At 42.3% G+C, this 14,395-nt stretch carries 11 protein-coding genes, 2 tRNA genes and 1 CRISPR repeat array (1 of these 14 running past the window's edge); of the genes, 4 read left to right on the top strand and 9 right to left on the bottom strand.

What is annotated here, in order from left to right:
• Positions 1–138 precede the first annotated feature (138 nt).
• The 3 genes from BO222_RS09755 to BO222_RS09745 form a co-directional block, all read right to left on the bottom strand.
• Positions 139–585, bottom strand: a complete 447-nt coding sequence (locus BO222_RS09755; RefSeq protein WP_075820594.1) for a hypothetical protein — start codon at positions 583–585, stop codon at positions 139–141.
• 237 nt (positions 586–822) lie between these two features.
• Positions 823–1,527: a hypothetical protein gene (locus BO222_RS09750; RefSeq protein WP_075820592.1), complete on the bottom strand. Its 705-nt coding sequence runs from the start codon at positions 1,525–1,527 to the stop codon at positions 823–825.
• A gap of 258 nt (positions 1,528–1,785) precedes the next feature.
• On the bottom strand, positions 1,786–3,003 hold the full coding sequence (locus BO222_RS09745) for a bifunctional folylpolyglutamate synthase/dihydrofolate synthase (RefSeq protein ID WP_075820590.1): 1,218 nt from the start codon (positions 3,001–3,003) through the stop codon (positions 1,786–1,788).
• Positions 3,004–3,093: 90 nt separating this feature from the next.
• Between BO222_RS09745 and BO222_RS09740 the strand changes: the two genes are divergently transcribed.
• Positions 3,094–3,768 carry a uracil-DNA glycosylase gene (locus tag BO222_RS09740; RefSeq protein ID WP_075820588.1) on the top strand — a complete coding sequence of 225 codons (675 nt, stop codon included), beginning with the start codon at positions 3,094–3,096 and terminating at the stop codon, positions 3,766–3,768.
• Positions 3,769–4,218: 450 nt separating this feature from the next.
• Here the strand turns inward: BO222_RS09740 and uvrB are convergent, their stop codons facing one another.
• Positions 4,219–6,183 carry an excinuclease ABC subunit UvrB gene (gene uvrB, locus BO222_RS09735; protein WP_075820587.1) on the bottom strand — a complete coding sequence of 655 codons (1,965 nt, stop codon included), beginning with the start codon at positions 6,181–6,183 and terminating at the stop codon, positions 4,219–4,221.
• Positions 6,184–6,379: 196 nt separating this feature from the next.
• Here uvrB and ispG point away from each other — a divergent pair, with 196 nt between their 5' ends.
• Positions 6,380–7,447, top strand: a complete 1,068-nt coding sequence (gene ispG, locus BO222_RS09730) for a flavodoxin-dependent (E)-4-hydroxy-3-methylbut-2-enyl-diphosphate synthase (protein WP_075820586.1) — start codon at positions 6,380–6,382, stop codon at positions 7,445–7,447.
• Between the two features lie 263 nt (positions 7,448–7,710).
• On the opposite strand, the gene BO222_RS09725 is transcribed toward ispG, so the two are convergent.
• From BO222_RS09725 to ftsX (BO222_RS09705), 5 genes are all read right to left on the bottom strand, one after another.
• Positions 7,711–9,213: a S41 family peptidase gene (locus tag BO222_RS09725; protein ID WP_178390441.1), complete on the bottom strand. Its 1,503-nt coding sequence runs from the start codon at positions 9,211–9,213 to the stop codon at positions 7,711–7,713.
• A gap of 137 nt (positions 9,214–9,350) precedes the next feature.
• Positions 9,351–10,253, bottom strand: a complete 903-nt coding sequence (ftsX, locus tag BO222_RS09720) for a permease-like cell division protein FtsX (protein WP_075820584.1) — start codon at positions 10,251–10,253, stop codon at positions 9,351–9,353.
• Positions 10,250–10,936: a cell division ATP-binding protein FtsE gene (ftsE, locus tag BO222_RS09715; protein WP_075820582.1), complete on the bottom strand. Its 687-nt coding sequence runs from the start codon at positions 10,934–10,936 to the stop codon at positions 10,250–10,252. Before ftsE ends, ftsX (BO222_RS09720) begins: the two co-directional genes overlap by 4 nt.
• Positions 10,937–10,978: 42 nt before the next feature.
• Entirely contained in the window at positions 10,979–12,349 is a 1,371-nt protein-coding gene (locus BO222_RS09710; protein WP_233131246.1) for a murein hydrolase activator EnvC family protein, read from the bottom strand.
• Positions 12,350–12,405: 56 nt separating this feature from the next.
• On the bottom strand, positions 12,406–13,302 hold the full coding sequence (gene ftsX / locus BO222_RS09705) for a permease-like cell division protein FtsX (RefSeq protein WP_075820578.1): 897 nt from the start codon (positions 13,300–13,302) through the stop codon (positions 12,406–12,408).
• Positions 13,303–13,600: 298 nt separating this feature from the next.
• Between ftsX (BO222_RS09705) and BO222_RS09700 the strand changes: the two genes are divergently transcribed.
• Positions 13,601–13,677: transfer RNA gene (locus BO222_RS09700), tRNA-Ile, on the top strand.
• Positions 13,678–13,704: 27 nt separating this feature from the next.
• Positions 13,705–13,780 (top strand) — tRNA-Ala (locus BO222_RS09695).
• Positions 13,781–14,078: 298 nt separating this feature from the next.
• Positions 14,079–14,395: a CRISPR direct-repeat array (repeat unit 28 nt; unit sequence GGATCACCCCCGCATACGCGGGGACAAC) (it continues 2,884 nt past the right edge of the window).

The following is a 14,395-nucleotide window of genomic DNA, read 5'->3' as shown; positions in this document are numbered from 1 at the left end:
TTATTCATTACTGTCTCTAGTTAATTCAGGAATTTTTAATATTGTTCTATTGTTTTATTGTTTTTTACTTCATATTTGACCGGCTATTCTGTACTGCTTTATTGGATGGCTGAACAGTATTTTAGAGATCGTCTTTTGTTACTGATCAATTTTTGCGACGCTGATCAATGGAACAGTAATCATCTGACCGAAAGTCGATTCATAAGTATAATCTCCCATGCTTGTTCCATAGATGGTGATTATGTCATCTTCTAGAATATTTCCTTTAGTCATTGCGTCCTTGTTAAATGTTGCTAACAGAACCGTGTCATAATTCTGATCCACCGCCAGACGAATGGTTACCGAATCGCCTTCATTCATAACCTGAATCACTTCACCGCTGAATTTAACCTTCTGACCAAAATTGTCATCTGGATACCGCGCAAGAGCGTCATAAGTAATACCAGTTTCATATCCGCGGGCTTCCTCTTCTGCTTTTTTTCTGGCTTCTTCTTCCTTTCGTTTCGCTTCTTCCTGCTTTTTGCGCTCTTCTTCCTTTCGTTTGGCTTCTTTGGCTTTTTCAATTTCAGACTGTGCTTTCTGCATCAGTTCCTGTCCTTTAACATCGGCTTCGGTTCCTGGATAATCCTCATGAAGAGCCTTTGCTTCGGCAAGAGTTCCTTCCCAGTCCTTTTCATTGAATTTGGCCTGGATGATTTCGAGTTTTCTTGATGGACCGTTCTGGAGTTCGTCGATCTGTTCTTCAAGGGACTGAATCTGCTTTGTTTTATCAGCATTTTCCTGGCTTAACAGGGCAATCTGAGAATCCAGTTCATCAATCTTCTATGATTTTTCAAAAGACTCAGCACTCGATGATACCGCAAATATTCCCAGAATGGCTGCAGCTGCCATAGCCCCGGCACAAAGCTTTCCATTTGCCAGATGTGAAAAGATTTTTGATGCCTTTTTCTGATGATCCTTATAAGAATCTGTTTTAAAAGCAGAAATTTTTTCAGCAGCCTCAGATTTCTGAGAATCCTGGGCATTAAAATCCATTCCGCCAGAATAGTCTGGCGCTTTCTGTTTTTCAATCGATTCGTTTTTCATTGATTCATCATTCTCCGCAAGAGAATTCCCGTTGTTTTCTTTGAATGGACTGGTGCTGTTTATTGCCTGGTTTGATGCATCATTGATATTCTCATCGATTGCGCGGATCGTATTTTCCTGAACTGAATTTGCTGAATCGTGATCGATCACTGGTTCTGCAGGTTCTGCTGTATCCTTGCTTTCTATTCTTTCTGTTGCATCATGTTTGTCATCTTCGTTTGTTTGGAGATTATCCTGTTCTGATTGAATATTTACTTCTTGCTCTTTTTCACTTTTGAGTTTTTCACTGCACTGAATATTCATCATTTTTTCTTTTTGGTCATCCTGATCATGATGAACCGGATAGTCTTTTGCAGCTTCTTTCGGTTCAGGAAGTACAGGTTTTTGTTCCTGAATAGACGATGGGGTCATTGGTAAATCTGGTTTTCTGTTGGGTTCCATAATTTTTTTCCTTTCTCTCTGAGCTCTGGGTAGCTCCTCTTGCAGATAAAGGATATCGGTGATTGTGACACCAACCATGTCCCATTTTAAAAACTCTGAAAATGCACCTAAAACGAGTTTTTCCAATATTTTTCCGTTTTATATACGCAATTCGAATTATTTTTATCAACAAAAAACTCAATATGATGAAAAAAGCACGCAAAAATAAAAAAATAAACAAAAAACAGAATCCAAACGAAACTGGACTCTGTTTCAGGCTTAAAAATCTCTGAGCAGATCCCCTACGAAATAGAGAGAGCCGCAAATTAACGTATTCTGATCTGTTTTCTTCAGGTTTTCTAACATGGTCTCATAAGAACAGACTGGAAGAGAACACTGTGTGGATAGATCAATCAGATCAGCGATTCGGGGAGTATCAAAATCCACCAGAATAATGGATGGAACCTTCTTCTTTAAAAGTTCGATCATTGTTATCGCCTGTTTATCTGCCAGAACCGAAAAATACACCTGATCGAATTCTCCAGGCTTCAAAGATTCGCATAAGGCTCTGATTCCATGGGGATTATGAGCGCCATCGGCTGCAATCAGAGGATCGTTTTTTAAAATGGTAAATCGTCCTGGCCAGAAAAAACGAGATGCCAGATCCTGAAGTTCAGGATCATCATACCCATAGCCAAGCTGCTTCATAGCTTCCAGTGCCAGAATAAAATTTTCCTTCTGATAATCAGGAAGCATTCTTTCCCTAAAAATTCGATCTAATTGTGGATGCTTGCTAAAAAACTGTCTGACTTGTTCATCTGTCACTTCAAAAAGAGGAACTTTTTTTATTTTTGCCTGTTTCTGGATGACTTTTTTTGCCGAAGCGTCCATACGGCCTAACCCTGCTGGCGTATTCTCAATCAGGATCCCGGCTTTTGCCTGGGCAATTTCTTCGATGGTATTTCCAAGATATGTCATATGATCAAGTCCAATGTTTGTAATCAGACACAGATCATAATCAAGTGCGGTGGTTGCATCCCTTTGCCCGCCCAGCCCCGTTTCCATTATTATGACATCCGGTTTTGTCTGGCTGAAATACACCAGAGACATCCACAGATCCATTTCAAACATGGTCAGTTCATTTTTTTCAAAGAAGTCTTTCGATTCATTAAAGATCTGATCCCAACCGAGCAGATCAATCGGACTTTGATCGATCTGAATGCGTTCGGTATGGCTGATCAGATGAGGACTGGTAAACACCCCAACCCTTTTTCCTTTTTTCATAATAAGATCACTTAACCAACGGCAAAGAGATCCTTTTCCATTGGTTCCGGCGACGTGAATACAGATCGGATTCCAGTCCTCTGATCTCTGAGATAAACCCGCCTTTTTCATCCATTCCCGAAAAGTGCTCAATGGATGATTTCTGCCTTTTTTATTTTCCATCCAGGCTATATGTTCATTGGCCTGTCTGATTTTTTCAGTTTGTTTATTCATAGTATTCATTATAGCGGTTTGGCTGGTATCATGAACCTGACTTATCGCAATGATCTGCTGAGTATCTGATCAGGAAAGGAAGGATAACCGATGAGTATTCAAAACTGGGAACAATTGATTGAGCAGGAAGAAGCCAAAGGGACCTTTGATACCTTGCGGCCTTATCTGGATCAAGCCTACAAAGAACGGATTATTTATCCCGCTAAGGAAAACATCTTTCGTGCTTTGGAAATGACTCCTCTTGATAAAGTTCGAGTCGTTATTTTAGGTCAGGATCCCTATCATGGGCCAAATCAGGCCCAGGGATTTTCCTTCAGCGTTCCCGCTAATGAAAAAATCCCTCCTTCTTTGCGAAACATTTATCAGGAGATCTTTAACGAATATCAGACACCTGTGCAACGCAGCGGTGATCTAAGTGACTGGGCCAGTCAGGGGGTTCTGCTTTTAAATTCCATTTTGACAGTCGAACAGGGCAAGCCAATGTCTCACTCCAATCTTGGCTGGCAAAATTTCACCGATGATATTCTCCGGGTTCTCAATGAACAGAATCAGCCCATCGTTTTTATGTTGTGGGGTGCACAGGCCAGGAAAGCCAAACGATTTCTGAACAATCCAAATCATCTGATTCTTGAAAGTGTTCATCCTTCTCCACTGTCTGCCAATCGCGGTTTTTTCAACTCGGGTCAGTTTAAAAAAGCGAATGAGTTTCTTGAATCCAAAGGAGAATCACCCATTGATTGGGCTAAAAGCAATCTTGCAAACTAACAGGAAGCCTCAAAGAAGAGCCATTTTCTAAAACCAATTACAATATAGTCAGATATGGCATTGCCAACAGCCGCAATGCAGGAAGGATGAATGTGAATATGGATAATCCAAATAAGAAACCTCCTTATGGTAAGTGGCTTTTGTGGGCAGCAATTGGAATCATTGCCCTGGTCGCTTTAATGATGACCATGAATCAGTAGCTTAGCTCTGGTTCACTTCCTTAAAAAGTTTAAGGGCTGCCATCGTCTGGCAGCCCTTTTGTTCGTTCATAATTCAGTTGCAATTGAATTTTTAGATCAGTTTTCAGTTTTGTTTTGATTCAGAGTGGGCAATCCCAACAGCTGATTTCTGAAGCTTAAGTGCAGTGCAGAAAAGAAGAATCGAAACATTGATAATTAAAACCTGATTATTATTCATGGAAGTGAAATCATCACAGTTTTCGGTTGCTGACTATCCTCTTAATTCAGCGATCATATCGCGAAGTTCGGCAGCGCGTTCAAATTCAAGATTTTTAGCGGCTTCCTTCATTTCAATTTCAAGATTCTGGATGAATTTCGTCATATCTTTCTTGCCTAATTTACGGCGTTTGAGATACTTATCTGCCATTTCTTTTGTTTCTTTGCTTCGAACGACTTCACGAACCGGTTTAATGATTGTCTTTGGTACAATGCCATGTTTTTCATTATATTCCATCTGAATCTTACGGCGTCTAGCGGTTTCATCGATGGCATATTTCATCGACTCAGTGATTGAGTCTCCATACATGATGACCTTTCCATCCGCATTACGGGCAGCCCGGCCGATGATCTGAATCAGCGACCGTTTGGATCGCAAAAATCCTTCCTTATCCGCATCCAGGATCGTGATTAATGAAACCTCCGGAATATCGAGGCCTTCTCTTAACAGGTTAATTCCAACAAGAACGTCATATTTTCCTCTGCGCAGATCATTGATGATTTCTGTTCGTTCAATGGTTTTTACTTCATGATGAAGCCAGGCGACCTTAATATCGAGATTTTTCAGGTATTCGGTCAGATCTTCTGCCATTCGAACAGTCAGCGTCGTAATCAGAGTTCGTTCATTTTTGGCGATACGGCTTTTGATTTCATCCACAAGGTCATCGATCTGTCCTTCAGTAGGACGGACTTCGACGACCGGATCAAGCAGACCTGTAGGGCGAATAATCTGTTCAACGACATGGTTATCTGTCTTTTCCAGTTCATAATCGCCGGGGGTAGCAGAGACATAGATATTTTGCGGCGCCTTATTTTCAAATTCACTGAATGTTAAGGGGCGGTTATCAAGAGCTGAAGGAAGTCTGAACCCATAATCAACCAGAGTCTGCTTTCTGGCCCGGTCCCCATTAAACATCCCCCGAATCTGTGGAAGAGAGACGTGGGATTCATCGATTACCATCAAATAGTCATCAGGGAAATAATCAAAAAGTGTATAGGGAGTTTCTCCAGGTTTCCGGCCGTCAATATGGCGCGAGTAGTTTTCGATGCCGGGACAGACTCCAAATTCCCGTAAGGCTTCGATATCGTAGCGGCATCTTTGTTCAAGCCGCTCCTTTTCAAGCGGTTTTCCTTCCTGTTCGTAATAATCCAGACGCTCTTCGAGTTCTTCTTCAATGCTCATAGCAGCTCTGCGGATTATATCCATGCTTGTGGCATATCCACTGGCTGGATAAATATTGTAAAGAGAGTAAGCCTGAATCAGTTTTCCGGTCAGAGGATCCACTTCGCTGATTCTCTCGATTTCATCGCCAAACATCTCAATCCGGATCAAAAACCGGTCTGTCCATCCCGGAGAAATTTCAATGACATCTCCTCTTACCCGGAATGTTCCTTTCGCTGTCTCAAAATCATTGCGTTTGTATTGCTGGTTAATGAGTTTGTACATCAGATCATTGCGGTCGATGACATCTCCGACTCGAAGCGTATCGATCATATCTTCATACTGTTCCGGGTTGGAAGCACCATAGATACAAGCGACCGAAGCGACAATGATCGTATCCGGATGATGAAGAACCGCATTGGTCGCAGCCATTCTCAGCATATCGAGTTCTTCATTGGTTTTCGTCGTTTTATCGATATAGGTATCTGTTTTTGGCATATAAGCTTCCGGTTGATAATAATCGAAATAAGAAACAAAATATTCAACATGATTATTTGGAAAGAACTCTTTCAGCTCTGAATAAAGCTGGCTGGCCAGCGTCTTGTTATGGGCAAACACCAGGGTTGGTTTATTGACCTGAGCGATTACGTTGGAGATCGTAAATGTTTTTCCTGTACCGGTTGCGCCAAGCAAAACCTGATGTTTTTTTCCTTCTTTTATTCCTTCAACAAGTTCCTTAATGGCTTCCGGCTGGTCACCATTGGGTGTATATTGAGAAACCAGTTCAAATTTTTCCATTTTCCCAGCTCCTTTCAAAATTTTTGTAAATCAAACAAAATAGATTCAAGGCTCGCCTATGACCTTCGATCCCATTTCAGTATGCACTCGAAAAGCTGATAAAATAACTATAAACGAAAAGGCCAGATTCTTTGGCCCTTACTATTTTAAAGGCTCTGTCAAGTAAAGCAGAGCCAACGAAAGGAACCTCTGTACTATGCCAAAACGCACTCAGACCCGTCCGGTCATGGCGGGTAATGTTCAAATTGGTGGATCAGATCATGTCGTCATTCAATCAATGTGCAATATTCGCACCAGCCACGTGGATGAAGTGGTGGATCAGATTCTGAAACTCGAAAAGAAAGGCTGTGAACTGATTCGCGTTTCTGTTCTGGATCAGGAAGATGCTCATGCCATTGCTGACATTGTAAAGCAAATCCATATTCCGCTTTCTGCAGATATTCATTTTGATTACAAATTAGCACTGGCTGCCATCGAAGCTGGAGCTGATAAAATTCGATTGAATCCGGGAAATATCGGTTCGAGAGAAAATGTCGAAAAAGTCGTTCAAGCCTGCAAGGAAAAAGGAATCCCAATTCGAATTGGAATCAACTCTGGTTCTCTTGAAAAGGACATTCATGAAAAATACGGCAAACCGACGGCACAAGGGATGATTGAATCCGCTAAAAGACATGTCGATATTCTTGAAGACCTGGATTTTCATGATATTGTGCTTTCCTTTAAGTCAAGCGATCCTCTTTTATGTCTGGAGACATATCGTCTGGCATCTGAAATCTTTCCATACCCTCTTCACCTTGGGGTTACTGAAGCTGGTACCGCAATGACTTCAGCCATTAAATCGACTTTAGCATTAGGGCCCCTGCTTCTGGATGGCATTGGGGATACCATTCGAATTTCTGTCAACGGCTCTCCGGAACTTGAGCTTCCAGTCGTTAAGGAACTTTTAAAGGACTGTCAGCTGGCTGATCATGTTCCAAACCTCATTGCCTGTCCGACATGCGGAAGAACGGCATGGGAGATGAAACCTGTTGTGGATGCCATTGAAGACTATCTTCAGACCGTCAACAAGAACGTCACTGTGGCGATTATGGGCTGTGCGGTCAATGGTCCTGGCGAAGCCAAGCATGCAGATATCGCCATCGCCGGCGGACATGATGAAGGTCTGTTAATCAAACGGGGAAAAATTATTGAGAAACTGCCCGTCGATCAGATGGTCGAAAGACTCAAGATGGAGATTGATGCCTTTGAAGAAGCAGAAGTCTGATTCTCAAGCTCGCTCCAATCATATGGGTTGCTACAGCTGAGTTGTTTAACTGAGCGATAATAACCAAACAGGGACTGACAGGTATTGTAAAGACAGGCGTTATGATGACTGTTACGAACACTGAGGCCTGAATGATCAAATCGAACACAAAAAATCGGACAGCAGATCATATGGAATCAGCTGACCGTTTTTTTGCGTTTTCTTACTCTCGTTTCCTTAGTCTTTTAAAATTTCGATCCGAGAACAGTTTCTGACAAGGAAGATCAGTCATTGCTATCAATCAGCTCAATGGCTTTTTGCATCGTTTCATCTTCGCTGGTTAAGTTTTGGTTGTATTTTAAAATCACTTCTTCGCGAAGACGATCAAATGTATTTTTATCAACAACACCATTGGCATCCAATCCATGATCTGTCTGGAAGGATTTAAGTGCCTCAGAAGATTCAACGGAAAAATACGTATCATCACGGTTAGCAGGATAACTGAGATAAGAGAGATAAACCTGGACTGCGGCCGCATTAGGAGCTACAGTATCCGGTTCAATGCTTTCATCATCGGCCATATCCTGATAGCGAGTGGAGGCCACTGCATGAACAGGAGTTTCAATGTCTGGAGTAAATCCGGTTTTGTTGATGGATACCCCATTTGGAGTCGTCCATTCTGCAATTGTATATTTCAAAGATGTTCCATCTTCAAATGGAATGGAAACCTGTTCAGTTCCCTTGCCATATGTTTTCTGACCGATTGTAGTTACTACATCTTCACCAAGTGTTTCTTTCAGAGCTCCAATCAGGACTTCAGAAGCGCTGGCGGTAGAGCCATTCTGTAAAACATAAATGTGTTCGAACGGCACCTGGGTATAGTTTTTAGAAGATTTAAATGTTTTCTCATTTCCTTCTTTATCTTTTTCAACAAAAATCGGACTTTCTGATGGAAGAAGGCTTCCGGCAATATCCATTGCCGCAGAAAGATATCCTCCTGTATTATCCCGCAGATCAATAACCAGATTATTGAGTCCGGCTTCACGGATCCGGCCCAACGAATCTGCAAATTCCTTACCGCTCATTTCCGAAAAACTACTCAGCGTGACCAACCCATAGTTATCATGCAGCTGCATGGAAACAGTTGAATCGTAAACCCCTGGAATCAGTTTCACAGTATTTGTCTCACCATTTCGGATAAATTCGGTCTCTATTGGGCGGCCTTCATTTTTCTGTATATAGCTGACCAGTTCATCCGAGCTCAGGTCGCTGATTGTCTGATCATTCATTTTGACGATGATATCGCCTGCTTTTAAACCAGCCTGATCTGCCGTTGAATTCACGAAGACATCTCTGACGACTGCATTTCCATCAGCGTCTTCATAGAACACAATTCCTACTCCGGCATTGCTTCCTGCAAGAGATTTGGAAAATTGTTCTGCTTCATCGAGACTGAAATAATTCGTGTGCAGATCCTCTGGCTGCATGGTCATTCCGAGAATCGCCCCTTCGATTAAATCATTTTCAGGATCTTCAAGCGTATCCGCATAATACCATTGCGATTTCATCAGTTCATAAATCTGTTCCAGCTTACTCAACCCTTTTGAGGAGGAACTGCCTGAGCCTTTAAAATAAATCAGGCTTCCTGCCGCAATCATTCCAGCCAGAATTATTCCGAGAACACTGTATGCTATGATTTTCCTTTTCTTTTGATCATCCTGACCATTTCCGGTTTTTGGACCGATCGGTTTGCGATAAGGAAGATCTTTTTGATCCACTTTTTTCATCACTCTAACCCCTTTTGGGCAGATCATCCTGCCACAACACAGAAAAAGAACCGATATACATCAGTTCTTTCCTATCTTGAAATATATTGTAAACATATGCACCCGGAATTTGAAAACTTTGATCAATAAAACTAACGTTATCTAATTTTTCGAATATACCGGTTTGCAGCAAGCAGACTGGCCAAATAACCGCTTAACGCTCCACTGCCAAATAAAATCCATGCCATCATTTGCTTCATCTGATCAATTGGAATAAACGACAGCTGAGGCATGATTAAATGGCCTCCAAAAGTATGATAAAGAACCGGATAGCCATAATACATAAGAATCCATGGCAGAATGGCTCCCATTAATCCAATCAATGTCCCTTCGATCTCAAATGGGATCCGAATAAAGGAGGCTGTTGCTCCAACGGTTCTCATGACTCCGATTTCTGTCGCCCGGGATTGGATGGATGAGCGAATCGCATTATAAATCAGATACAGAGATAGGATCAGCAAAAGCAAGGTAAAGATTGCGGCAGTCCAGCGGATGGTCTGCAAAATCTCAACCAGTTCGCGAACAGAAGATCCGCCATAATAAGCGCTCTGAACTCCAGGAACCAGAGCAATCTCCTGTCTTGTTGGCTCAAGCAAAGTTTCATCTTCGACTTTAACAAAGAATGCATGACTGAGGGGATTTTCTTCACCACGGTATGCAGTAAAAGGCTCTCCTTTTTGTTCAATCATCATTTCAAGTTCATGATCCTTATCAGAAAAAACGGTTTCCCGCACATTATCGACATCATTGATTTGGGCGGCGATGGAATCAATTGTCTCCTGTTCAAGGACATCATCATTTAAAACCACATGAATTTCCAGATCTGAAGCCAGATTTTCTGAAAATCTGTTCACATGCAGTTCAGCAATAATCAGCACTGCAGCCAAAGACAACGTTAAAAAGACAGTCGTGACACTCGAAAGGCAAAGAACCCAATGCCTTTTCATCCCAATCAGCGCATTCTTAAATGCGTAGATTATAAGCCAGAGCTTTTCTCTCATAGCGATTTATACCCGCCCTTGGCAAAGTCGTGTACAACAAATCCACCTTCAAGCATGATGGTCCGCTTCTTATATTCATCAACAATTGTTGAATCATGAGTCACCATGATAATGGTCGTGCCATAGGTCTGGTTGATTTTTTCTAACAGATCCATAATTTCCCGGCTCTTTTCCGGATCCAGGTTTCCAGTTGGTTCATCCGCAATCAGCACACTTGGATGGTTTGCGATAGCTCTTCCAATGGTGACACGCTGCTGCTGTCCTCCTGAAAGTTCATCCGGATAGCTTCTTGCTTTTTCCTTTAAATCAACCAGATCCAGTACTTCAGCAACCCGCTGCTTGATTTCCTTACGGCTTGCTCCAACAACTTCCATCGCAAAAGCAATATTTTCGTATACAGTTAATGAAGGTAAAAGTCGATAATCCTGAAATATGCAGCCGATCTGTCTGCGGTATTTTGGAATTTTTCTATGTTTTAACTTACCGACATCAATACCATTCACCAGCACAGTTCCAGTGTCTGGTACTTCTTCCGCATTCAGAATGCGGACCAGAGTTGATTTCCCGGAACCAGTCGCTCCAATGACATAGACAAATTCGCCATCATCAATATTCAAATCAACGTGATTCAGCGCATGAACCCCTTTCGGGAACAATTTACTGACATGAGAAAGTGAAATCATACGATCTCCTCCTTTCAAACGTAATCAATCGTAACTAATTATTTAGAAGAACTTTTCGGGACGTTCGCGGCAAGGGGCACTGCCCTTGTAATCACATGCGGTGGAAGTGGTTCCCCAGCCGGTTCCAAACGATGCATCTGCACTTTGTTGAAACTGGGCTACTGCATCCTGAACGCTCTGTGAACCCAGATTATAGACTTCAATATGAGTATGCGGACCGGATGAATTACCGGCATTTCCGCTTAAAGCCAGAGTCTGTCCCTGACTGACAACATCTCCAGGTTTGACATAAAAGTCCTGACTGAGATGAGAGAAACTAATTGCATATGTCGTTCCATTGACATTGCATACCATAGCAATAAAGTTTCCACTTCCCATTGGAAAGCCAGACCAGTTTCCCAGAAATCCTCCATTGGTTGGAGACGAGTTATTCGCAGCTACAATCACTCCGCTTGCCGGAGCAATAACCGGTGTTCCAATCGGGGCTGCCCGATCCAGACCAAGATGTAATCCCCCGCCATTATAGGCCCAGGTTCCGGCAGAAGTTCTTCCCCCCGGAACCGGATTGACAAAACCATCCACGCTGACCAGAGATCCATAATCAATGTTGGAAGATAGATCAGCACTGATCACAAAATCCTTGATTGATTCCATATCAATCTGAGCAGAACGCATAGCTGCCTCGAGCTCTGCAGCTTTCATTTCATATTCAGCCACAAGCTGGTTATAGGATTCTTCAAGCTCAGCAGCCGCTTGGCGATCTTCATCGAGCAGGTTGATTTGATTCTGATGCTGTTCCTGCAGTCTTCTGGATTCTTCTATCTGAAACTGCAGCTGCTCTTTGAGCTTATTCAGTTCGCGAATCTGATCCTGATCGGACTCGGTAATTCTTTCCAGCCCTGAAATTCTGCGCAGCATATCAGCCAGAGATGAGCTTCCCATGATCAGATCCGCCAGGGAATTCGTTCCGCTTGCCGCCTGTTCTGCTTTCATACGGCTTTTAATCTGAGCATCCCAGGCATCGATTTCTTCCTGCTTCTGAGCGATTTCAATATTCAGCTGCTCAATTGAAGCCTCAATGGCCGCAATCGCTTCTTCCTGAACTTTAATTTCAGCTTCCAGCTTTTCCTTTATCTGCTTTTGCTCCTGAGCCAGAGCCGACATCTGTTCAACATCATCAGTTAGTTCATCAATTGATCCCTGAAAAGACTGAATAGATTGTTGAAGAGAAGCTTTTTTATCATTCTGGTATTGCTGAAACCCTTCGCAAGCTTTGACATCTTCCTGAGACGTCAGTACTTTGGTGCATTTTTCGTACCATTCTTCCTCATTGGAGTAGTCTTCTGCCTGAACTGGCAAAAGAAACGACGGAATCATCGTCGCCGAAAGAAGCATTGCCGTGATCTTTACCACGTACTTTTTCTTAGATTGGTCAATCGGCTTATTATTAAATCTGCGTATCAATCAGCTTACCTAACCTTTCTAATCTGTTTGCGGACAGCTAACCAGGATCCAGACATACCCAAAATAATCCCTACCGCAAAAACTCCAGCAACTACATACCCAAGCATTGGCCATGGGGGCACCATAGAGAAAATATCGCTGACTAATTTCCCGCCTGACTCATAATAAAGCCACGAGTAAACGCTGCTAACTAATACAGTCGGAATCAAAGCCCCATAAAATCCAATACTGATTCCTTCCAGAATAAAAGGCATCTGGATGTAAAAATTGTAGGCCCCAACGGTACGCATGATCGAAATCTCATCTTCGCGGGTAGAGATTGTCATAGTAATTGTATTTCGGATTAAAAAAACACCTAAAAACATTAACCCCACTGTAATCAGCAAACCACCAAGGCGGGCAGAAGAAAATACATCAATAATTCGAGTGATCGCTCCTCCTCCATAGTTAACCTCTACAACCCCATCCATAGTACTGATCGTATCGGATACATCTTCCAATGTATTCAGTGGGTTAACTTCTACCAGATAAATGTCGTATAAAGGATTGGCATCTTTATACCTAGCAAACATCTCTCCATTTTCAGAGATGAGTTTATCCAGTTCCTGGTTTTTAGAAGAAAAAGTGACAGATCCAACGCCAGATACACTTTGAATCTCTTTTTCCAGGCTTTCCTTTTTGTCATCAGATAGCCCAGGGGAGAGACTGACCTGTAATTCAAGCTGTCCTTCTATGTTCTGAGTCATTTTCGATACATTGATCGTGACCATAAACATAGCCATACTTAACAGCAAAGCGATCGCTACTGAAAGAATCGCTGAAACGGTCATCGACAGATGCCGTTTCATATCTATATTTGCACTTTTGATAAGTCTTGGGAGACTTCGAAAAAAAAGTTTCATAAAATCACACTACATGTTCAAGTCTAAGAAATCAAAAAGAGAAGCCATTTCACACAAATAAATCGTTTCTCACACTTTTTACCAAATTAATTCCACTGCTTCTCCTAACCTCCTTTATATACTCTATTTGAGTTTGAAGCCTTTTGAACTCTAATAATCTCTCCTAAAAGAAAACCGGGTATTTACCCGGCTTTTCTTTTGATTTGGTCATTTTTGTCTTAAAGATAATTTCCTTGAATAAACAAAAAAACTTGCCAACATTCTTTCGATCTGATATATTAATCAGGCATTAAGAAATGGGCCTGTAGCTCAGGTGGTTAGAGCGCACCCCTGATAAGGGTGAGGTCGCTGGTTCAAGTCCATTCAGGCCCACCATTTCTTTGCTTCTTATATTTTATATGTGGGGTGTTAGCTCAGCTGGGAGAGCACCTGCTTTGCACGCAGGGGGTCAGGAGTTCGATCCTCCTACGCTCCACCATTTTTTTGATAAGGACACGGTGCTTATGCACCGTTTTTTTATTGCTCCATAAACATTATTTAGAGTACCGTCAATATGACAATCCTTAAATCATAAAATATTAATCCCTTGGGGCTCACATATTCTCTTTTTTTTTGTATATCTACTCATCAATCCTTCCATTACAAATTTAAGACAATTCTGTTACTTCAATTCAGTCACATATACCTAAAGACATTTTGTCTGGATCTTATAAGTAATGAAAACCCCGCATACGCGGGACAACTGAAAGTCCATATACCAAGTCATGATTTGTTAAGGATCACCCCCGCATACGCGGGGACAACTCATCCGGCTCTCATCGGGTGGGATTGAAGAGCGGATCACCCCCGCATACGCGGGGACAACGTTACAAGGCCGCAAAATGACGGTATCGCCATAGGATCACCCCCGCATACGCGGGGACAACACACGTATCCCATCAAAGACCAGCTGAAAGAAAGGATCACCCCCGCATACGCGGGGACAACGTTATCATACAATCACAAAGCAACCCAAACGGGGGATCACCCCCGCATACGCGGGGACAACTCCAGTATACCGCATTAGCCTATCAGATAAAAAGGATCACCCCCG

The organism is Ileibacterium valens (assembly GCF_001945525.1).
Lineage (GTDB): Bacteria > Bacillota_I > Bacilli_A > Erysipelotrichales > Erysipelotrichaceae > Ileibacterium > Ileibacterium valens.
Note: the sequence above shows the minus strand (reverse complement) of the source record. Positions and strands in the feature narration are given on the sequence as shown.